The organism is Petralouisia sp. (genome assembly GCF_056822245.1).
The window spans coordinates 19826-42663 of sequence record NZ_JBQIOP010000017.1 but is presented as its reverse complement, the minus strand read 5'-3'; the positions used below and the strand labels follow the sequence as shown (position 1 = coordinate 42663).

At 45.2% G+C, this 22838-nt stretch carries 19 protein-coding genes; 18 read left to right on the top strand and 1 reads right to left on the bottom strand.

The window, feature by feature from the left end; all coding sequences use genetic code 11:
* The first annotated feature begins 41 nt into the window (after positions 1-41).
* The 6 genes from ACTO17_RS08530 (at position 42) to ACTO17_RS08505 (ending at position 7613) form a co-directional block, all read left to right on the top strand.
* Positions 42-1400 (top strand): ABC transporter substrate-binding protein, encoded by a 1359-nt coding sequence (locus ACTO17_RS08530; RefSeq protein WP_172535260.1) that lies wholly within the window; start codon positions 42-44, stop codon positions 1398-1400.
* Positions 1401-1515: 115 nt separating this feature from the next.
* The gene (locus ACTO17_RS08525; RefSeq protein WP_172535259.1) at positions 1516-2403 is read left to right on the top strand and encodes a carbohydrate ABC transporter permease; all 888 of its coding nucleotides are present in this window, start codon (positions 1516-1518) and stop codon (positions 2401-2403) included.
* Positions 2403-3236 carry a carbohydrate ABC transporter permease gene (locus ACTO17_RS08520; protein WP_482557627.1) on the top strand — a complete coding sequence of 278 codons (834 nt, stop codon included), beginning with the start codon at positions 2403-2405 and terminating at the stop codon, positions 3234-3236. The genes ACTO17_RS08525 and ACTO17_RS08520 overlap by 1 nt, the downstream gene beginning before the upstream one ends.
* 22 nt (positions 3237-3258) lie before the next feature.
* On the top strand, positions 3259-4371 hold the full coding sequence (locus tag ACTO17_RS08515) for a Gfo/Idh/MocA family protein (protein WP_172535257.1): 1113 nt from the start codon (positions 3259-3261) through the stop codon (positions 4369-4371).
* A gap of 53 nt (positions 4372-4424) precedes the next feature.
* Positions 4425-6590, top strand: coding sequence for a sialidase domain-containing protein (locus tag ACTO17_RS08510; protein ID WP_482557626.1), 2166 nt, complete (start codon positions 4425-4427; stop codon positions 6588-6590).
* Positions 6591-6695: 105 nt separating this feature from the next.
* Positions 6696-7613, top strand: coding sequence for a dihydrodipicolinate synthase family protein (locus tag ACTO17_RS08505; protein ID WP_482557625.1), 918 nt, complete (start codon positions 6696-6698; stop codon positions 7611-7613).
* A gap of 506 nt (positions 7614-8119) precedes the next feature.
* Here ACTO17_RS08505 and ACTO17_RS08500 read toward each other — a convergent pair.
* Entirely contained in the window at positions 8120-9679 is a 1560-nt protein-coding gene (locus ACTO17_RS08500; RefSeq protein WP_482557624.1) for an AAA-like domain-containing protein, read from the bottom strand.
* A gap of 262 nt (positions 9680-9941) precedes the next feature.
* Between ACTO17_RS08500 and ACTO17_RS08495 the strand changes: the two genes are divergently transcribed.
* From ACTO17_RS08495 to ACTO17_RS08440, 12 genes are all read left to right on the top strand, one after another.
* The gene (locus tag ACTO17_RS08495) at positions 9942-10967 is read left to right on the top strand and encodes a LacI family DNA-binding transcriptional regulator (protein WP_172535253.1); all 1026 of its coding nucleotides are present in this window, start codon (positions 9942-9944) and stop codon (positions 10965-10967) included.
* A gap of 266 nt (positions 10968-11233) precedes the next feature.
* Positions 11234-11674 carry an RDD family protein gene (locus ACTO17_RS08490; protein WP_172535252.1) on the top strand — a complete coding sequence of 147 codons (441 nt, stop codon included), beginning with the start codon at positions 11234-11236 and terminating at the stop codon, positions 11672-11674.
* Positions 11661-11936: a hypothetical protein gene (locus ACTO17_RS08485; protein ID WP_172535251.1), complete on the top strand. Its 276-nt coding sequence runs from the start codon at positions 11661-11663 to the stop codon at positions 11934-11936. The genes ACTO17_RS08490 and ACTO17_RS08485 overlap by 14 nt, the downstream gene beginning before the upstream one ends.
* A 120-nt stretch (positions 11937-12056) precedes the next feature.
* Positions 12057-14402, top strand: a complete 2346-nt coding sequence (locus tag ACTO17_RS08480) for a glycoside hydrolase family 65 protein (protein ID WP_482557623.1) — start codon at positions 12057-12059, stop codon at positions 14400-14402.
* A 68-nt stretch (positions 14403-14470) separates the two neighbouring features.
* A complete protein-coding gene (locus ACTO17_RS08475; protein ID WP_172537179.1) occupies positions 14471-15760 on the top strand; it encodes a sugar ABC transporter substrate-binding protein in 1290 nt (429 codons plus the stop codon).
* Between the two features lie 58 nt (positions 15761-15818).
* Positions 15819-16739 (top strand): carbohydrate ABC transporter permease, encoded by a 921-nt coding sequence (locus ACTO17_RS08470; RefSeq protein ID WP_482557622.1) that lies wholly within the window; start codon positions 15819-15821, stop codon positions 16737-16739.
* 11 nt (positions 16740-16750) lie between these two features.
* Positions 16751-17581, top strand: coding sequence for a carbohydrate ABC transporter permease (locus ACTO17_RS08465; protein ID WP_482557621.1), 831 nt, complete (start codon positions 16751-16753; stop codon positions 17579-17581).
* Positions 17568-18239, top strand: a complete 672-nt coding sequence (pgmB, locus tag ACTO17_RS08460; protein ID WP_482557620.1) for a beta-phosphoglucomutase — start codon at positions 17568-17570, stop codon at positions 18237-18239. The genes ACTO17_RS08465 and pgmB overlap by 14 nt, the downstream gene beginning before the upstream one ends.
* Before the next feature lie 151 nt (positions 18240-18390).
* Complete coding sequence (locus ACTO17_RS08455) at positions 18391-20082, top strand: glycoside hydrolase family 13 protein (RefSeq protein ID WP_482557619.1); 1692 nt, start codon at positions 18391-18393, stop codon at positions 20080-20082.
* Positions 20083-20175: 93 nt separating this feature from the next.
* Positions 20176-20886: a FadR/GntR family transcriptional regulator gene (locus tag ACTO17_RS08450; protein ID WP_482557618.1), complete on the top strand. Its 711-nt coding sequence runs from the start codon at positions 20176-20178 to the stop codon at positions 20884-20886.
* Between the two features lie 213 nt (positions 20887-21099).
* The gene (locus ACTO17_RS08445; RefSeq protein ID WP_172537184.1) at positions 21100-22188 is read left to right on the top strand and encodes a sugar kinase; all 1089 of its coding nucleotides are present in this window, start codon (positions 21100-21102) and stop codon (positions 22186-22188) included.
* An 11-nt stretch (positions 22189-22199) separates the two neighbouring features.
* Positions 22200-22838 (top strand): bifunctional 4-hydroxy-2-oxoglutarate aldolase/2-dehydro-3-deoxy-phosphogluconate aldolase, encoded by a 639-nt coding sequence (locus tag ACTO17_RS08440; protein WP_172537185.1) that lies wholly within the window; start codon positions 22200-22202, stop codon positions 22836-22838.

Below are 22838 nucleotides of genomic sequence, written 5' to 3'. Positions count from 1 at the left end.
GTAACTAGTTAACAGCATTATGTATAAGTGAGGACGAGATTATGAGAAGAAAATTGGCCATTTTACTGGCAGGAACTATGATTGCCACGACGATACTTGCTGGTTGCGGTTCCAAAGACAAAGGTTCAGCATCGCAGGAGGCATCCAACGGGACAACTGAGGAGGAATCGGGAAAATTAGAAGGCGATATCACATTCTGGCATTCTTTCACCCAGGGTCCGAGACTGGAAGTGATTCAGGAAACAGCAGATCAGTTTATGAAGGATAATCCGGATGTAAAAATTACGATTGAAACATTTTCATGGGGAGATTTTTATACAAAGTGGACCACAGGGCTTGCCTCTGGAAACGTGCCGGATATGAGTACGGCCCTTCCGGGACATGTGGTAGAAATGATGGATTCCGAAGCATTAGTGCCGGTGGATGATTTGATTGACGACATCGGAAGAGATAAATTCTCCGAAGCTGCATTGTCCGAAGGCGAGAAAGACGGCGCATGTTATTCCCTTCCTCTGTATTCCCATGCACAGGTTATGTGGTACAGAAAGGATTTATTAGAGGCGGCAGGGCTTTCCGTACCAACCACTTGGGCTGAATTTGCAGAAGCTGCAAAAGCCCTTACCAAAGACGGCGTGTATGGATGTTCATTCCCATGCGGCTCCAATGACCTGATGGGAACAAGATTTTTGAACTTCTATGTAAGACGGGGCGGCGGAAGCCTTCTGACCGATGACCTGAAGGCAGATTTGACCAGTGACCTGGCAATTGAAGGCATCAACTACTGGTTAGACATTTATGAGAACTGCTCACCGAAAGATTCTGTGAACTATGCGGTACTGGATCAGGCGAACCTGTTCTATCAGGGTAAAACAGCCTTTGACTTTAACTCTGGATTCCAGATTGGCGGAGTGGAGACAAACTCACCGGATTTAGTAGACCAGATTGACTGCGCGCCGCTGCCGAAGATCAATGCGGATGACCCGGATCATGGAGCAGAGACCTCCAACATTCCTATGGTTGTTTGGAATAATTCCGAGCATCAGGATATCTGTAAGGCATTTATCAAAAAACTTTATGAGAAAGATACTTATATCAAATTCCTGGATGCAACTCCGGTAGGTATGCTTCCTTCCATCACCGGAATTTCCGATACACCGGAATATCAGAAGAATGAAACTGTTCAGAAATTCTCTAATGCAGTGGAAGTAATTACAGATGCAATGAACAAAGGAACTGCAATTGGATACGAGCACGGACCCAGCGTTCAGGCAGGCTTCCTTACTTCACAGGGAATTATTGAGAGCATGTTCCAGGACATCATTACCAACGGAACAGATGTGGAAGAGGCGGCAAAAGCTGCGGAGGACAAATTAAATGAATTGTTCCTTACTGTACAGTAGTTTGCAGTAGAGAGGCGGCCGCGTGAAAAGGGAAACAGGAAGGCGGATGCAGTATCAATGACTGCCGGATGTTTCCTGCGGCGGCCGCAGATTAAGAAAGGCATATGGTAATGAAATGAAAAGAAAAGTAAAATTTGATTATGCCCGATGGATTTTTGTCCTTCCCGCGCTGGTGATTGTAGGTGCATTGCTGATATATCCGATTTTTTCCAGTCTGTATTACAGCATGACAACAAAACATCTGATTCGGGCGTCGTATGATTTTATAGGGGTGGATAACTATAAGGCGGTACTTTCAGACTCGAATTTTTACAAAGCGTTTTTTACTTCTATTCTATGGACGGTAGGTTCTCTGTTTGGACAGTTGTTTATCGGTTTTACTGCAGCTCTTGCAATCAATCGTGTCAACATGGGTAAAGGAGTATACAGGACACTGATGATTATTCCCTGGGCATTTCCCTCAATTGTTATTGCACTTTCCTGGAAATGGATTTTAAACGGAGTTTCAGGTTTTGTTCCCAATCTGTTAGTACAGTTGGGCATCTGCAGCGAACTGCCGCAGTTCCTCAGTGACAGCGGCCTGGTATTTTTGACTCTGATTTTTATCAATGTATGGTTTGGCGCTCCGATGATTATGGTAAATGTGCTGTCTGCTCTGCAGACAATCCCTCAGGAACAGTATGAGGCGGCGCAGATTGACGGGGCTTCTAAGGTGCAGCAGTTCTGGTATATTACAGTTCCCCATATTAAGATTGTGGTAGGTCTGTTGGTAGTGCTGCGTACCATTTGGGTATTTAATAACTTTGATATTATTTACCTGCTGACAGGAGGCGGCCCTGCAAATGCAACCACAACCATGCCGATCTATGCTTATAACATGGGATGGAATACTAAATTGTTAGGAAGATCTTCTGCAGTTACCATGCTGCTGCTGGCATTCTTACTGATGATTTGCGTGGTATACTTTACGATTATCGGAAAATGGGAAAAGGAGGATAAGTAATGACAACGAGAAGAGATAAAATCGGAAATGTTTTCTGTCATATCTATCTGATTATTTTAGCAGTGGTGGCCTTTTTCCCATTGGTGTGGGTGCTGTTATGCTCTGTGAAAACATCCGGGGATCTGACGGCGAACCCCACAAGGATTTTGCCGAAGCAATTTACCCTGGAAAATTTCCTGCATGTAATCAACGAGCTTGGGTTTGCGGAAAATATTGCAAACAGCTTACTCATAGCTATTTCGACTACATGTATCGCCATTGTGATTTCATCCATGGCGGCATACGGAATTGTAAGGTTTTTCCCGAAGCTTGGTTCAATTATGTCCAAAGTGCTTGTGACCACCTATATGTTTCCGCCGATTCTGCTTGCAATTCCATATTCCATGGTAATGGCAAAGGCAGGACTGGTAAATACGAGAATCGGACTGGTGATTGTCTATCTGTCTTTCAGCGTACCGTATGCGGTATGGATGCTGGTGGGCTTCTTTAAGACGGTGCCCATTGGAATTGAAGAGGCGGCAAGAGTGGACGGAGCCAACAAGCTTCAGACGTTTGTACAGATTGTGCTTCCTCTGGTAATGCCGGGAATCGTGGCAACGGCCATTTATACATTTATCAATGCCTGGAATGAATTTTTATATTCCTTAATACTGATTAACAGTACAGAGAAGATGACAGTTTCGGTGGCATTGAAATCATTACAGGGAGCCGAAATTTTAAATTGGGGAGATATGATGGCAGCATCAGCTCTCGTAGTTGTCCCCTCGGTGGTATTCTTTATGTTTATTCAGAATAAGATTGCAGGCGGTATGACAGAAGGCGCAGTGAAATAATAAATTTGGAGGTAAATATAAAATGAAAACAATAGGATATGCAGTAGTAGGAACAGGATATTTTGGCGCAGAGCTTGGCAGAATTATGAAGGAAGAGGAAGGAGCGAAAATCGTTGCAGTCCTTGACCCGGAAAATGCCCAGTCTGTGGCAGAGGAGCTGGGGTGTGATGTGGAAACAGATCTGGATACTTTGTACAGCAGGGAAGATGTGGATGCAGTTATTATAGCAACGCCCAATTATTTACATAAAGAACCAGTAATCAAAGCGGCTGAACATGGGGTAAATGTTTTCTGTGAAAAACCAATTGCCCTTTCCTACCAGGATTGCGACGAGATGGTAAGAGCCTGCCAGGAGCACGGTGTGGTGTTTATGGCCGGCCATGTAATGAATTTCTTCCATGGGGTGCGTCATGCGAAGAAGCTGATCAACGACGGAGTGATTGGTAAAATTCTGTACTGCCATTCTGCAAGAAACGGCTGGGAGGAAGAACAGCCCACCATTTCCTGGAAAAAAATCCGGGAAAAATCAGGCGGTCATCTGTACCACCACATTCACGAGTTGGATTGTGTACAGTTTTTGATGGGAGGAATGCCCGAACAGGTTACTATGACAGGCGGAAATGTTGCCCATCAGGGCGACGCATTCGGGGACGAGGACGATATGCTGTTTGTAAACATGGAATTCTCGGATAACCGCTATGCTGTGCTGGAATGGGGCTCTGCGTTCCATTGGCCGGAGCACTATGTGTTGATTCAGGGAACAGAAGGAGCCATCAGAATTGATATGTGCAACTGCGGAGGAACTCTGAAAGTAAATGGAAAGGAGGAACATTTTTTAGTGCATGAATCCCAGGAAGAGGATGATGACCGTACCAGGATTTATCATGGTACAGAGATGGACGGCGCAATCATGTATGGAAAGCCAGGGAAGAAACCGCCCATGTGGCTGCACAGCATTATGAAAAATGAAATGAAATACCTGAATGGAATTTTACACGGAAAAGAGGTGGATGATGAATTCCGGCCGCTGCTGACCGGTGAAGCAGCAAGAGCGGCAATCGCAACGGCGGATGCCTGCACAAAATCAAGATTTGAGGATCGAAAAGTGAAGTTAAATGAAATCATCGGAAAGTGAAATGAGGTAAAATGAGGTAAAATGAGGTAGAGTGATCAGATAGGAGGAGTATTATGTATAACTATAAAAAAGTCATTTCTGTAGCGACGGCTGCTGCATTATGTATTATGCCCATGAGCGTATCTGCGCAGGAACCGCAAACTGACGCGGCGGTAAGTATGAGCGAATTAATCAGTGAAACTTCAGGGGCTCCTGTTTTTCAAAAAGAAGGGATTGAGATTCAGGAGGGCGCCGGGTTCAGCTTAAACGGAGAGTCGGGCATAGATGCGGTAAAAGCATTGGAACAGGGCACCATCCTTATTTCTTACAAGACCACAAGTGAGAATGGGATTCAATCTCTTTTCAGTGTTGGGAATAGTACAGCCGGAAACCAGAACAGGCATTTCCATTTATATGTGACCAATACCGGCACAGTTGGAATGGAGCTGCGGAATAACGACAATGTGTTTAAATATACGCTGTCCCGGCCGGCAGCCGTACGCGGCAGTTACAAGGGGGAAAGAGTGCCGAATACCATTGCGTTGAAGGCCGACAGAGAAAATAGTCAGTACAAGCTGTTTGCAAATGGAGAGTTGATTGCCTCACTCGACCAGACGGCATTTAAGTTCATCAGTGATATTACCGGAGTAGATAATGCCATGTTGGGCGGAACCGTGCGTCAGGGTGCAGTTTCGTATCCTTTTGGGGGAACAATCAATAGTATCCAGGTATATCAGGATGCACTTTCCGATGAAGAGCTGATTGCAGCAACGGGAGAGACGACCTATGCAAAGAATATCTTTTATGCAGGAGACGCCACAAAATCCAATTATTTCCGTATCCCGTCCCTTCTTACTTTGAAGTCCGGCACTGTGATTGCAGCGGCAGACGCAAGGTATGGCGGAACGCATGATTCCAAGAGCAAGATTAATATTGCATTTGCGAAGAGTACAGACGGAGGTGAGACCTGGGGGCAGCCTACCTTACCGCTGAAATTCGATGATTACGTAGATAAGAACATTGACTGGCCGCGGGATGATGTCGGAAAGAACGTTCAGATTCAGGGAAGCGCTTCTTATATCGATCCGGTTCTTTTGGAAGATAAAGAGACAAGCCGCATATTCCTTTTTGCGGATTTGATGCCTGCCGGAATCGGAAGCTCTAATGCATCAGTAGGCTCCGGGTTCAAGGAAATTGATGGTCAGAAGTATCTGAAACTGCGCTGGAAAGACGATGCAGCAGGTACATACGGATATACAATCAGAGAAAACGGCGTGATTTACAATGACGCGGCAAATACAGCAACAGAATACAGTGTGGATGCAGAGTATAACATCTATAAGAACGGAACGGCATTGACCTGTAAACAGTATGACTATAACTTCCAGGGAACCACTTTACTGGAAACAAAAACAGATACCGACGTAAATATGAATGTATTCTACAAAGATGCAGATTTTAAGGCATTCCCCACCAATTATCTGGCAATGAGATATTCTGATGATGAGGGAACTACCTGGTCCGATTTACAGATTGTAAGTACATTTAAGCCAGAAGTATCCAAGTTCCTGGTGGTAGGCCCTGGCGTTGGAATTCAGATATCTAAAGGCGAACATGCCGGACGGCTGCTTGTGCCTCTGTATTCCAAATCATCTGCAGAGTTAGGATTTATGTACAGCGACGACCATGGAACCACCTGGACTTATGTGGAAGCGGACAATTTCACAGGCGGAGCTACAGCAGAAGCGCAGATCGTGGAAATGCCGGACGGCTCATTGAAAACATATTTAAGAACCGGTTCAGGGTATATTGCGGAAGTCAGCAGCGCTGACGGCGGAGAAACCTGGAGCCAGCGTGTTCCTCTTTCGGGAATTGCAACAACATCATACGGCACACAGTTGTCTGTCATCAACTATTCACAGCCGATTGACGGAAAGCCGGCAATTTTACTGTCAGCTCCAAACGCAACAAACGGAAGAAAGAACGGAAAAATCTGGATTGGATTAATCAATGATACTGGAAATTCCGGCACAGATAAGTATTCTGTGGAATGGAAATACTGCTATTCCGTTGACACACCGCAGATGGGATATTCCTATTCCTGTTTAACCGAGCTTCCCAATGGCGAGATCGGAGTGTTATACGAGAAATATGATTCCTGGTCCAGAAATGAATTGCATTTGAAAAATATCCTGAAGTATGAGACATTCACCATAGATGAACTGAAAGTTTCATTATAAGGCGACGCCTGAACTCCCGGCGGTTTAGCGGAAAGAGCGGTTACCTTTAAGGGGTAGCCGCTCTTTTAGAAAGAGTAATGTTTGAAAGAAAAGGAGAAAGAAAAAATGAGAAATCTTGAAAAATATAAAGGAATAATCCCGGCATTTTATGCCTGTTATGATAAAGACGGAAAGATCAGCCCGGAGGGTGTTAAAGCGCTGACAAAGTATTTTGTAGAAAAAGGCGTAAAAGGCGTATATGTTAACGGTTCTTCCGGAGAGTGCATTTACCAGAGCGTTCAGGAACGGCAGCTTGTGCTGGAAAGCGTAATGAAAGCTGCAGAAGGAAAACTGACCGTAATTGCCCATGTGGCCTGCAACAACACACAGGACAGCCAGCTCCTTGCGAAACATGCGGAATCTTTGGGAGCAGACGCTATTGCGGCAATTCCGCCTATTTATTTTCATCTGCCGGAGCATGCAATGGCAAAGTACTGGAATGATATCAGTGCGGCGGCGCCCAATACAGATTTTGTAATTTACAACATTCCGCAGCTTGCCGGAGTTGCGCTTACGCCCGGGCTATTTGCAGAGATGAGGAAAAATCCCAATGTCATCGGCGTTAAGAATTCTTCGATGCCGGTACAGGATATTCAGGTGTTCAAACAGGAGGCAGGCGCGGATTATATTGTGTTCAACGGCCCGGACGAGCAGTTTATCAGCGGACGCGTGATAGGGGCAGAGGGCGCAATCGGCGGCACTTACGGCGTTATGCCGGAATTGTTCCTGAAAATGGATGCGTGCATCAAAGAAAATAACATGGAACTGGCAAAAGAGATCCAGTATGCCTGCAATGAGATTATTTACAAAATGTGTTCTGCCCATGGAAACCTGTACGCAGTAATGAAAGCCATTCTGAAATTGAATGAAGGGCTTGACATTGGCAGCGTTCGAGCGCCCCTTCCGGCTTTGGCTGACACAGATATGGAGATTGTGAATGAAGCGGCAAAGATGATTTGTGAAGCAAAGAAGAAATATTTATAAAAGCGGAGTAAAAAGTACTATGAAAGCCCCTGGCTTCCATAGCATGGATGGCCATGCGGCCTGTCACACGACAAGCTAAGCAAGATGGAGGTTTACTATGAGACCTGATTCCATAGGGTGTCAATTGCCTTTTTGTTTGGATAAGTACGTGCAAATTTCATGGCGCCTTCTGTCTTTGGAAGTATACTTCCCGGCGCAAACTGTCCTTCAGCCACATACTCTGCAGCTTCTTTCAGACTTATGTGATCCAGGTTTTCCTGATTAGGTTTGCCCCAGCTGATTGCCCTGTTTGAAAATTTTAAGAAAAAAGAGTTGTGAGGAACCAGTTCTTAAGAAAGACCTGACAGGCTGAAAGTGCCGTAGACTGCACTTTCAGCCTGTCGGCTTATTTTATGGCGTCTCTGTGGTCTGAAACATATGGCAGAGGAGGGCGTTTATAAGTGTTGTCTCCAGTGTTTGAAAAATTAAATGCAGAATTATTTTTTACTTCTTATATTCAGAAAGCCTTATACAACCGCTTCAATGATTAATTTATCACCGAGGAGGATTTCTTTTACTCCGATTTCTTTCTGCTTATTAAAATTGAAACTGAGCATATACCCCTTTTTCAGATGAAAATAATCGAGATAGCCTATAAGCTGTTCTTCACCCCGTTCATGATAGGTATTTCCGCGCCAGACTTTCATTTCAATAATACTCTGTTCTCCAAGGTAATCAATCACCAAATCCATTCGCTGCTGATTTCTTGTCCGGGCTTCTACGTAACAGTTGCCTGTGCCATTGATGATAGGACGTAAAAACAGCATAAAATATTTTCTGCCGGTTTCTTCCAGAAATGATTCATTTTCATCACCAAATAAATAGTCGAATACCTCTGTGAACTTTTCCAGTATTTTTCTGACATCTAAATGTCCGTTTGTTATAAACTGATTTTTATTTCGCATACTTTCTGTATATATCCCGGTATTTTGTTCATTAAAATCCAAAAGGAACTTGTTGTACAGCCGCATTTCGAAAATCCTGTTTGCAAGCAAAATCGTGGAGTTTTCAGTTTTTACAAAGCCGAACATTTTTGCATTCTGAACGGCTGTATCATCCGGGTTATATGCAATGCTCTTGCCCTGAAATAATAATTGTGAAATGACATGGTTCAGCTCAGGAAAATCATTAAATTTATTCATTAAAGACTGAAACAGCGGATTGTCATCTTCCAGAAGCATTTTTACCGCGGACAGAAACCCCTCCTTTGTCCAGGGATTGGCGGTAAGCCTTTCATCCATAAACATGCAGAGTCTTGATACCAGATAAGGATATCCGGAAGTATAGTCATAGAGAAGCTGTGCCATTTGGCTAAGCTCCATTTTGGTGTTATGCTCTGCGTCATATTCCTGAAGCATACCGGCAATTTCTTCAGCGGAAAAACTCATATCCACCAGGAAATCGGCAGCAATGTTCCAGGGGCTGTTTTCCCGGCAGTGTTCGGCCGCCTGAATTTTTCTGGGAATATTCCTCAAATCATAAACACCGGCCAGAATCACAGACTGGAACGTGGGGACTTTCAGCCGCAGCATGTAATAGGCCCGAAGCTGGGCAAGGAAATCTATGAATACCTGATTGTTGGCGCCAGAATCCGCTTCGTCAATGATCAGGACAATTTGCCGCCGGTTTTTTTGGCACATCTGTGTCAGTGTCCGGAACAAGGCAGAAAGAGTGGCAGTTTGAGGCTGTTGGGATGCGTATCTTTCCAATAGTTCTCTTGTTTCTGAGGGAATATGTTCAGCATGGGCGGATAATTCGCCGGCAAAAGCAGCCACAAAACGCTGTTCAGATTCAAAATCAGCATAACTGATGGTCTGGAAGTCCAGACTGATAACATCATAATCTTCTGCCAGAAAATCAGCCAGGGCGGTCAGTATTGTGGTCTTACCATACTGTCTGGCCCTGGTGATAGTAAAGTATTTTCCGTCGTCTATCATGTTTTTTATTTCATGCAGACGGCTGTCCAGATTTACCATGTAATGCAGCTTCGGATCACAGTATCCGTTGGTATTGAATGTTTTGGACATAACTCATAAGTCTCCTTTCTGCTCTGGCATATATGTTGAAATAAATATCTGCGGATAGCATGGCATTTTTATGGACTTATATTAGCATAAGCCATAAGGGATTTCAAGAAATGAAAAGTATTACCGTTCCATATAAGAAGATTCGAAAACGTTTCTGACAGTAAAAAATATAATGAAAGGCAGCTTTGAGTGTGGTACAATAAAAAAGATAAAGAGAGGATGCTTTATCAGGAATAACAAAGATTTGAGGTGCACATGAACGGTGAAGAAAATTGGTATTAAAGATGTGGCAAAAGAAGTAGGAGTCTCTATTACCACTGTTTCAAGGGCTCTGAATGGGTACTCAGATGTCAGTGAGAAAACGAAGGAGCGGGTTCAGGAAGCAGTGGAACGGCTGAATTATGCGCCGGATTCCAGCGCAAGATCACTGGGAGGAAAAGCGGATACGACAATTGCACTGCTGACGTCAGAATTACGGGAAAAAGACGAAAACGGTTTTGTTTATGGGCTGATTTATGGTATTTTTCAGCAGTGCAATGAACATGACTGCGAGTTTGTACTTCTTGCTACTAATAAGGCCAGGCAGGAAAGACTGAGCTTTCTGCAGTTATGTAAGAAAAAAAATCTGAGCGGTGTGGTTGTAACGGGCCTTAAGACAGACGATCCTTATTACGGAGAGATTTTAAAGAGCAGTATTCCCTGCGCATTGATAGATATGAAGGTTTCCGGCAAGAATAAATGCAAGATTACGATTGATAATGTAACAGCGGCCAAAGAAGCGGTCAGATACCTCATTGGGCTTGGCCATAAAGAGATAGGAATGCTGAACGGAGGAATTACAGCTGATGTATGCGGAGAACGCTACAGCGGATACGTTTCCGCATTGTTGGAAGCAAAAATACCGCTGCAGTTGGATTATATGATATACTGTGACTTTATAGAAGATGTTGCATTTGAAAAAACCCAGGAACTGATAAGGAAGTATCCTCAGATAACTGCCTTGTTCTGCGCAAGCGACATGATGGCAATCGGTGCCGTCCGGGGCATTGAGGCTATGGGAAAGCGGGTTCCGGAGGATATTTCTGTGATGGGGTTTGACGATATTCCCATTGCGGATTATGTTTATAAGGGAATATCCACAGTCCGTCAGCGACCCTCCAGGTTGGGCTCAGAAGGAAGTAAAGCGGTTTGGAAGATGATACAGGGGGAAGAGGTTCCGGCTGAAGTTATTTTACCCCATGAACTGGTTCCAAGGGGTACCACAGGGCCGGTCAGAGAGGATCATTAATAATCTAACATGGTTGCATAGTAAACCCCCATCTTGCTTAGCTTGTCGTGCGATAGGCCGTATGGCCATCCATAGTAAACCTCCATCATGCACAGCCTGCCGTCCGGCGGGCCGTATGGCCATCCATACTATGGAAGCCAACGGCTTCCATAGTAAAAAGTGACAAATATACGAGAGTATTTTTGTCACTTTTTTCGACTTTACAAAAGGTTGTCAGTTTGTTATTATCAAATTATCGAAAACGTTTTGGTAAATGAGGAACGGGAATGAGGAAACCAGAAGCGGCATTGCGGATTTTATGCGGAATACTGGACGGACTTATCATTATGATTCCGATTCAAATGATCATGATGGGGATTTTTAATGTGTCCGTCAGGCAGGCGGAACTGTTTTTTCAATTTCTGTTTGCAGTCTGCGGCACATTATTCACAGAATATTGGGGACAGTCCCCGGGGAAATATTTTGGCAGGCTCAAATGCGTGGATGCAGGCGGAGGGAAAGCGCCGATTCTGTATGTTGGAATCCGGGAACTGGTGAAATCACTCTATATCGTTCCCGTTTTCGGATGGGCTGCCTGCGCAGCCAGTATTGCTATGATGTTTGTGCGCAAAGACGGGAGAATGCTGCATGATCTAGCCGGCAATACCAGGGTAGTATATCGCTTTGAAGTACAGAGAAAAGGGGAAGAGAAAGATGGCAGCAGATGAAAATTCCCTGTTGGCGAGAATGAATCCGTTCTGCCTGTTGGGCGCAGTGTTATTGATATGTATGGCAGCCTGGTTTTGTGCCTGGCTTTACAGGAATACCAACGATTTTAAGAAGAGTCTGAGATTGTTTCTTCCTGCTGCGATAGCGCTGGACTGCATGTTTATCTTTGCGCTGCAGATAGATGCGGTTCTTGCAGCAGGTCTGGATATTTGCGGAATTGCCGCCCTTGCGCTGATATCCAATCACTATTTTTATCATTGAACATCTTTCAAATACGCTTCGGCGCCACAGAGAATGACCTGTAGTACCATCCGTATTCTGATGTAAGGAACGCCGGAGAACCAGGTCAGGAAATGAAACGAAACAGGAGGACAGTGGAAATTGAGAACGCTTATGGATTATTCACGGGCCAGAGACTGGATTTTGGCAGAAAAGGAATTTGACAGCCGATATCTGGGTAAATGTGAATCCGTTATGTGCCTTGGCAATGGCTACATGTGTATCAGAAGCGCAACGGAAGAACAGTATCTTGGAGAAAAAAGAGGGTTTTTTGTGGCCGGCACCTTTAATAAGTTTGATGAAAATGAGGTGACAGAACTCCCTAATGCGGCAGATGTGATTCAAATTCCTATGGAAATCGGCGGAGAAATTTTTTCTCTGGAAAAAGGAAAAGTAAAAGATTATTGCCGTCAGCTTAATCTTAAAACAGGGGAATTGCGCCGGAAGGTCAGATGGGTATCGCCGGCAGGAGACGAAGTGGAGATTCTGTTTCAGAGGATTGTGTCCATGAAAGACCTGCATGTGGCGGCCCAGAAAATCACATTGACTTCCGTCAACCATGATGTGAAGCTAAAGCTTGTGCCTGGAATAGACGGAAGTGTGACAAACAGCGGAGTGCAGCATTTCTCGGAAGGGGATAAACGGTTTTATGACGGGAAATACATGCAGTCCTGCCAGACTACCACAGAGACAAAGCTGAACTTTGTGTTTACGTCTGCATGTGAGTTTAGGGAGAACGGGCAGCCCTGTGAAATGCAGAAGCTGATTGTGATGGACCGCAGAAAGATAAGCTGTGAGTACACGAAAGAATTAAAGGCTGGACAGACCCTTGTTATTGAAAAAATCAGCAATGTCTATACCTCCAGAGATCAGGAGCACACAGGAAAAACTGTTCAGGAGCTTCAGGAAACCGGGCTTTGTGCATTAAAAGAAAGCAGTAAGAAAGGATATGATACTCTGGCTGCAGAGAGCGCTGCAGTGTGGGAAGAACGGGTGTGGAGCCGGATGCCGGTTGTCATAGAATCTGACAATCCAATGGATCAGTTTGCCGTTCGTTTTGCCCAGTACCACCTCTATACCATGACGCCAGCCCATGACAACCGTATGAATATCGGGGCAAAAGGATTAAGCGGCGAGGGGTATAAAGGGCATACTTTCTGGGATACAGACATTTTTGCTCTGCCCTACTTTACATTTACAGACCCTGCAGTTGCGCGGTCCCTGGAGGAATACCGTTATCTGTCTCTGCCGGGCGCACATCAAAAGGCAAAGGGCAACCATTACGAAGGAGCCCAGTTTCCGTGGGAATCTGCCTGGCTGGATGACGGAGAGGCGACGCCGGTCTGGGGAGCGGCAGATATTGTAACGGGACTGCCAACTAAGATTTGGTCTGGTTTTATTGAACAGCATATTACAGCAGATGTGGCTTATGGAATCTGGCAGTATTATATGGTAACCGGCGACCAGGATTTCATGGATCGCTGCGGCTATGAGCTTTTGATGGATACAGCCAAGTTCTGGGCTTCCAGGCTTGAGTGGAGCGAAGAGGACAAGAACTATCATATCAATGACGTGGTAGGTCCGGATGAATACAAAGAACATGCCAATGACAATGCATTTACTAATTATATGGCCCACTGGAATCTGGGGATTGCCATTCGGTACTATGAGGAACTGAAGGAGAAAAAGCCTGAGCTGTTCGCAAAACTGAATCAGAAAATGGGATTGGACAGGGCATATGAAATCTGGCAGGAACGGCGGCCGCTGGTTTATCTGCCCAGGCCCAGGGAGGAAGATCTGGTGATAGCCCAGGATGCATCTTACCTGACGTATCCGGTCATTGATTTGGCCAAGTACAAAGAAGCGGGGGAAGTGGGAACGCTTTTTAAAGAATATAATCTGGAACAGGTGAATCATCTGCAGGTTTCAAAACAGGCAGATATTATGATTCTTTTCCTGCTGATGGAAGATCTGTTTCCACTGGAAGTAAAAAAGGCAAACTGGAATTATTATGAACCAAAGACGCTGCATGATTCATCACTGTCCTTGTCCACCCACGTAATTCTTGCCAACGATATGAAAGACAAAAAGATGGCATATGACTTATTTCAAAGGGCCATACGCATTGATGCGGGAGAGAATATGAAGAGTTCAGATCCGGGGATTCATGCCGCTTCCATAGCAGGAATCTGGCAGTCTGTGGTATTTGGATTCGGAGGATTAAGGATGCTTCACGGCAGTCTGAGAATCTGTCCATCGCTGCCTGACAACTGGAAGAACCTGGAGTTCTGTATTTTCTGGCATGGTCAGAAGCTGCATATTAAGATGGATCATGAAAATCTCTGGATTATCAATGAAACAGGAACGAAGGCAATTGAAATTGAAGTTTATGGTGAGAAGTATCAATTGACAGACAAAATAAGCATGAATTATGCTGCAGCGCTTTAAATTTTTTTTAACTGAAAACGAAAACGTTTTAGTTTCAAAGAATCTACATATTAAAGGAGGAAGTTTTTATGAAAGAAAGAGCAAAGAAGATCCTGGCACTTACAATGGCGGCAGTAACAATGGTAAGCCTGGCAGCCTGCGGCGGGAATGACAAAGCAGGAACCGCAGATAAGCCTTCCGAAAGCGAAGATATGTCAGGCAAAACCCTGACAGTTGGCATATGGGGCGGCAACGATCAGGAATCGGCAGCTTTGGATAAGATGATGGATGCGTTTGAAAAACAGACAGGCGCAAAGGTGGAATCAAAAGTATACACAGATTACAATACGCAGATCCAGGCGGATTTTATCGCAAAAACAGCGCCGGACGTATTTTACATTGACGGCAACGTCTTTCCTTTTTACAGCAGCCTTGGTGTAATGGAACCATTGGACAAAGAGGAAATGGGACTGGACAGCTACTATGAAAATCTGGTGGGAACCTTTACGGCAGAGGACGGAACCGTATACTGTGTGCCGAAGGATGTATCTACTCTGGCAACCTATTATAACAAAGACCTGCTGGATTCTGTAGGGGTAAAGCCGGAGGATATTCCGGATGCATTGGAAGATTACAAGGACTTTTTGACAGATCTTCAGAAGAAGCTGGATGATAAATACGGTCCGGGGCAGATAACAGCCATGACCTATAATCCGGAGCTTTCCAGAGAAATTTATGTATTGGAAGCAGGAGGCGGAAGTATCGCAGATGAAGAAGGCAATGCCCAGTTAAGCTCTGACGGCGTAGTGGAGAATCTGGAATTTCTGGCGGAGCTTACCCAGGCAGGATGTTGGAAAACACCCCAGGATATGGGCCTGGGATGGAACGGCGAAGTGTTCGGCGCAGGAAAAGCAGCCATTATGGAGGAAGGAAACTGGGTGTATACAACACTGCAGAATGACTATGATGTGAACTTCGGCGTAAAAGAAATGCCCACTTACAAAGGAACCCAGTATTCCATGGCCTTTACCGTAGGATGGGGAATTTCAGCAGTTACTGAGGAAAAAGAGCTTGCAAAAGAGTGGGTGAAATTTGCCACAGGAACAGAAGGAATGGAAATCTGGTGTACAGGTGCAGGATGTCTGCCCTCCAGGGAAGATGTTGCAAAGAAAATGGATGTTGAAAGCGATCCGGTGTGGAAAGTACATTCTGATATGACCAAAATTGCCCTGCCCTGGCAAAAAGGAACGACAATCAGCATTATTGACGCCGCTTATAAAAACTTCTGTCCGGCAGTTTTCAAAGGGGAAGAATCTGCAAAAGATGCAATGGAAAAAGCTGACAAGCAGGCAAACAGCGAAATTGCAAACGCACAGTAGCAGGACGGGAACTGATCCTCGCATGGGGTTGCCCCATTAAGAAGGGAGATGAAAAGCGATGGAGAAAGCAAAAACGGTACAAAGAAAGTATTCAAATTTTGAGAAAAAAGAGCACAGACAGGGATATCTTTTTCTGACGCCTGCGCTGATAATTTTGTTTATATTCATAGGGCTTTCTGTGCTGTTTGTATGTTATCTTTCGTTTCAGAAAGTGAATCTTTTTACCGGAGAATACACCTTTGTGGGACTTAAGAATTATGAGAGGGTATTTACCGATGAAGTGGCCAGACGGGGACTTACCAATACGCTGATGTTCTCAGTGGTGGTTGTGCCGGTACAGACTTTGTTTGCGCTGATTATTGCGTCTGTGCTCAACAGCGGAATACGGGGAAAATATTTTTTCCGCACGGTATATTTTCTGCCTACGCTGACTTCAAGCTCTGCGCTGACCATGATCTTTATGTTTATGTTCAGTGTTACAGGCCCTGTCAACAATGTATTGATGAATCTGAACCTGGTTTCTCAGGGGATTAATTTTCTGCAGGAGCCGGACTTTGCCCTTAAAGTGATTATGCTTATGAATATCTGGTCTACAGTGCCGATGTATACCACCATGTATCTGGCCAGTCTACAGGATCTGCCGGCTTCCATGTACGAAGCGGCTGACATTGACGGCGCCGGCCCCATTAAAAGGTTCTGGTACATTACAGTTCCTTATTTAAAGCCCATTACTACCTATGTGCTTCTGACCAGTATTATCGGTACGCTGCAGATGTTTGATCAGGCGTATATTTTCTCCAATGGTTCCGGCGGGCCGGAGAATTCAACGCTGACGGTATCACTGATGATTTACAGATATGCGTTCGGCACACAGAATGCAATGGGTTACGCAGCGGCAATGGCGGTGATTCTTGCAATTGTAATTATGGTGATTTCCAGAATTGCGGAAAAGGCAAATAAGGAAGAACGAATCTATTAGGAGGTGCGAAGATGAAGAAGAAAAAAAGTTTTGGGAAACTGTTGCTGTATCTCGTACTGGGGCTGGCGGCATTTGCCACCGTGTATCCCTTCCTCTGGATGGTGTCCGCGTCTTTTAAGCCTTTGAAAGAAATTGTGGGAGGAAACATGTCCCTGATTTCCGAAAATATGTCATTGGATAATTATAAATATATTTTCGGAAGATCTTCCCTGTTTCCAAAATGGTTTTTAAACTCATTTATTGTGGCTGTGATCGGCACTGCCGTAAATGTATTTATCAATACCATGGCGGGTTATTCCCTTTCCAGGCTGACGTTTCCGGGAAGGGATAAGATTTACCACGGGCTGCTGCTGATGCTGATGGTGCCTTCTCAGGTGCTGCTGATTCCCAACTATCTGATTTTGCAGAAAATGGGGCTGTTGGATTCCTATGCATCTTTGATTCTGCCTGCAGCGGCCAATATTGGAAATATATTTCTTATGAGACAGTTTTTTATGAACTTTCCGAAAGAAGTGGAAGAAGCGGCAAGTATTGACGGATTGGGAAGGTATGCCAGGTTTTTCCGGATCTGCATGCCTCTGGCAAAGCCCACCATAGCGACCCAGGCAATCTTTGTTTTCATGGGGTTCTGGAATGAGTTTACCAAACCAATGCTTTATATTAAAACGGCGTCTAAATATACGCTGACTTTGGGCCTGCAGAGTTTTCAGACCCAGAATGCAGGAACCATGTGGCATCAGGTGATGGCGGCGGCATGTATATCTGTGTTCCCGATTATTATCATTTACCTGATTTTTAACAGATATTTTCTGGTAGGAGTGCGAATGGATGGAGAAAAATAAATTAAAAGCAGTGATTTTCGATTTGGACGGAGTGATTACAGATTCTGCACGCTATCATTATCTTACGTGGAAAAAACTGGCAGATGAACTGGACATTCCCTTTGACGAAGTATATAATGAAAAACTGAAAGGGGTTTCCAGAATGGAGAGTCTGGAATTGATACTGGAAAACGGAAATGCCTGCGGGAATTATACAGAGAGTGAGAAAGCCGCCATGGCAGAGAAGAAAAATGATTATTATAAAGAATTAATCAAGCAGATTACCCCGGCGGATATTCTTCCCGGAATTCGGGAATTCTTAGAAGAACTGAAGGCAGAGGGGATTCGGATCGCTCTTGCCTCTGTAAGCAAAAATGCTCCGTTTATTCTGAATCAGCTTGGATTGGAGCAGTATTTTGATTATGTTGCAGATGCTGCTAAGATACCGAATGCAAAGCCGTTTCCGGATATTTTTCTGGCAGGAATGGAGGCTTTTGGACTTGTTCCGGAAGAATGTGTGGGCGTTGAGGATGCGCGTACCGGCATTGAAGCAATTCACCGGGCAGGAATGAAAGCGGTAGGAGTAGGAACGCCTTGCGAGATGGAGGAAGCCGACCTGCTTTTGCATACAGCAGAACTGAAGCTGAAAACGATCAAAGATAGATTCCAGATGATGTAAACCATTTATGGTTGAATAAAAACGGCAGCCGGAATTACCTGCCGGATGAAGGATAATGAATTTGCTCAAAAGAGCCGAAAAGAACAGATTGCAGCCAGGTGATCTGTTCTTTTCAGGATCTATATTATTATGAAAGTGGAGGTTATAATTAATGAAAGCGGAATCAGACAGAAAATGGTGGAAAGAAAGCGTAGTATACCAGATTTACCCCCGCAGCTTTAAAGACAGCAACGGGGACGGAATCGGAGATTTGAATGGAATTACAGAAAAACTGGATTACCTGAAGGAGCTTGGGATTGACGTAATCTGGCTGTCTCCGGTTTACCAGTCCCCCAATGATGACAACGGCTATGACATCAGCGATTACCAGAGCATAATGGAAGAATTCGGAACCATGGAGGATTTCGATGAAATGCTTGCCGCCGCCCATGACAGGGGAATAAAAATTGTGATGGATCTTGTGGTAAACCACACCTCCGATGAACATCCCTGGTTTGTGGAAAGCAGGAAATCCAAAGACAACCCTTACCGGGATTATTACATCTGGAGAGAAGGGAAGGACGGGAAAGAGCCCAATAACTGGGGTTCCTGCTTTTCCGGTTCCGCCTGGATGTATGACGATAAAACACAGATGTATTACCTGCATCTGTTTTCCAAAAAACAGCCGGATTTGAACTGGGACAACGAGATGGTGAGAAATGAAGTTTTTGCAATGATGAACTGGTGGATTGACAAAGGCATTGACGGCTTCCGCATGGATGTCATAAGCCTGATTTCCAAGCCTGCTGAGTTTGTGGACGGAAAAGCCGGAATAGAAGGCTACGCCGGTTTTTCAGATACAGCCAACGGCCCCCATGTCCATGAGTATCTTCAGGAAATGAGGCAGAAGGTACTGAACCGGGCGGATACCCTGACCGTTGGAGAATGCTCCGGGGTCACCTTGGAAGAGGCCAAAAAATACGCCCGCAGCGACGGAAAAGAGCTGAATATGGTGTTCCAGTTTGAACACATGGATGTGGACGCCGACCAGGGAAATAAATGGACAGACAAGAAAATTGATTTAAGAGAAATGAAAGAAGTGCTGACCCGGTGGCAGAAAGGGTTAGAAGGCGTAGCGTGGAACAGCCTGTTCTGGGAAAATCACGATCAGCCGCGATCCGTCAGCCGCTATGGGAATGACAGTGAAGCATATCAGGAATTATCCGCCAAAATGCTTGCAGCCTGCCTGCATCTGATGCAGGGGACGCCGTATATCTACCAGGGCCAGGAGCTTGGAATGACCAACGTACCCTTTGGGGGCATTGAAGATTTCAGAGATCTGGAGAGTGTGAATGCCTATCGGGAACTGACGGAGCGGGGCGTGTACAGCCAGGAGGAAATGCTGAAATACTTAAGATATAAGAGCCGGGACAATGCCAGAACTCCCTTCCAGTGGGACGACAGTGAAAATGCCGGATTTACAGAAGGCAAGCCCTGGATTATGGTAAATCCCAATTACAAATGGATTAATGCCAAAGATCAGACAGCCAGAGAAGATTCTGTATTTTCCTATTATAAAGAGCTGATCCGCCTGAGAAAGACCCATGAGATTATCGTTTATGGAAGCTATGATCTGCTGCTTCCGGATGATCCGGATCTTTATGTGTATACGAGAACCCTGGGGGCAGAGAAACTGCTGGTTATTTGCAATTTTTCCGAAAACACAAGGGACTTTGTTTTGCCGGAATGGTGCAGCCAACCAGAGAATACCATAAAGCTCATAGGTAACTACAGTGATGCTGCAATAGACAGCAGTATGCAGATCAGGCCCTATGAAGCGGTTGCTTTGCTGTGTAAATTATAAATGGGATGCCGGTTTATTTTCCAAAATGAAAAATACCGGCAGAAGGAGCATATTTTCCTGCCCGTTTTGAAAGAATAAAAGGAAAAGCCCAACATGTATACCTTTGAAAAAATGAGTAAAAAGCCCCTGGGCGCCCAGACGGAGGACAAGCTGATGAAATATATCCTCCAGAAACCAGTGGAGCCGGGACAGAAAATTCCCAATGAATTTGAACTTGCCAAACAGTTCGGCGTTGGCCGCAGCACCATAAGAGAAGCGGTGAAAGGGCTGGTGTCCAGGGGCATCTTAGAAGTGCGCAGAGGCTCCGGCACCTATGTGATTAATACCAATACCTATGAAGAAGATCCCCTGGGTTTAAGCAAGACAGAGGACAAATACAAGATGGCCCTTGATTTATTTGAAATGCGTCTTATGATCGAGCCTGAGCTTGCCGCCCTGGCCTGCAAAAATGCGTCCCGGGAGGAGCTGCAGAAGTTAAAAATGCTGTGCGACGCCACAGAACAGCTTTACCGGGGCGGCCATAACCATATCGGCAAGGATATTGAATTTCATGCCTGGATTGCCCGCTGCAGCAAAAACCAGGTGGCGGAAACGCTGATTCCTGCGATGAATACGGCAGACTATACCTTTGCCAGCTTAACTCATCGCCTGCTGATTGAGGAAACGCTGAAAACCCACCGGGCAGTGACGGAAGCCATGCTCAAACGGGATGCGGTGGGCGCCAGATGCGCCATGATGATGCATTTGACCTATAATCGCCAGGCGATTGTGAAACTGTTGGAGGAACGGGATCAGGAAATGTAATACATCAGATGTATCGAAGATCTTTCAAACGGCTTTTCTAATAAAATAGGTATTTTATACAAAAAGATGGCTTTTACGTTCAAATAAATGCCATCTTTTTTGTGCAAAAAAGAGAAAGAAAAATAAATACATCAGATGTATTGAAAAAAGAAACGCAAGACTTTATGATGAACTTACCTTAACAAAAGACGTCAGATGTCAGGAGGAATGTCCATGGATCATGCAAACCCGTTATGGAAGGAAAACCGCAGTTCCCACAAATTTATCACCATCGGAGAGATTATGCTCCGTCTGACGCCGCCCAATTATGAGAAAATCAGAATGGCTTCCAGTTTCGAAGCAAGTTACGGCGGCAGTGAGGCGAATATCGCATTGGCTCTGGCAAACCTTGGAATTGACAGTACATTTTTCACTGTGGTTCCCAATAACAGTCTGGGAAAAAGCGCCGTCCGGCTGTTAAGAAGCAATGATGTGCACTGTACGCCGGTGATTTTAAGCACTCCGGAAGAGACGCCTTCCCACCGTCTGGGCACTTACTATTTAGAAACAGGATACGGAATCCGCGCCAGCAAGGTAATTTACGACCGCAGGCACAGCGCCATCACAGAATATGATTTCAGCAATTATGATTTTGGCAGGCTGCTGGAAGGATTTACCTGGCTTCACTTAAGCGGCATTACGCCGGCTTTGGGGAATAACTGCCGGGAAATGATTCTGAAGTGCCTGAAAGCTGCCAGGGAACAGGAAATTACCATCAGCTTTGACGGAAACTTCCGCAGCACTCTCTGGACCTGGGAGGAAGCAAGGGAATTCTGTACCCAGTGCCTGCCTTATGTGGACGTGCTGTTTGGAATTGAGCCCTATCATTTATGGAAAGACGAAGAGGATCACAGCAAAGGCGACTGGAAAGACGGCCTTCCCCTTCAGCCGGATTTTATGCAGCAGGATGAAATTTTCTGCAGATTTACAGAGAAATATCCCAATCTGAAATGTATTGCAAGACATGTCCGTTATGCCCACAGCGGCAGTGAGAACAGCCTGAAAGCCTATATGTGGTATGAAGGGCATACGTATGAGAGCAGGCTGTTTACCTTTAATATTCTGGATCGGGTGGGAGGCGGCGATGCATTTGCCAGCGGCCTGATTTACGCTATGATGAATCAGAACAAACCTATGGATATGGTGAATTTCGCCGTAGCCAGCAGCGCATTGAAGCATACGATTCGTGGAGACGCCAATATCACAGACGATGCGGCGGCCATCCGGAATCTGATGAATATGAATTATGATATTAAAAGATAAGGAGAATGATTATGAAAACAATTGAAGAACAATTCCGTGAGTATGCAGTAGTTCCGGTGGTAGTGCTGGATGACGCTAGGGACGCGGTTCCTCTGGCAGAAGCGTTGACAGAAGGCGGCCTTCCCTGCGCGGAAGTGACCTTCCGTACAGAAGCGGCAGAAGAATCCATCCGGCTGATGAGTGAGAAATATCCTGAGATGCTGGTAGGCGCGGGAACCGTCCTTACCATAGAACAGGTGGATCGGGCAGTTGCGGCAGGGGCAAAATTCATTGTCAGCCCGGGATTTGATCCGGAAATCGTAGATTACTGTCTGGAAAAGAAGATTCCGGTATTTCCAGGCTGCGTTACGCCTTCCGAGGTGGCTCAGGCAGCAAAGCGGGGCATGAAAGTCATCAAATTCTTCCCGGCAGAGCAGGCAGGGGGCATTGCCAGAATCAAGGCAATGGCAGCGCCTTATACCATGATGGAATTTATGCCTACAGGCGGAATCGGCGTGAATAACCTGAAGGATTACCTTTCCTTTGATAAAATTCTCTGCTGCGGCGGAAGCTGGATGGTAAAGGGCGATTTGATTAAAAACGGTGAATTTGACAAGATCCGCGCACTGACTAAGGAAGCCGTAGAACTTGCAGCTTCGATCCGTAAATAA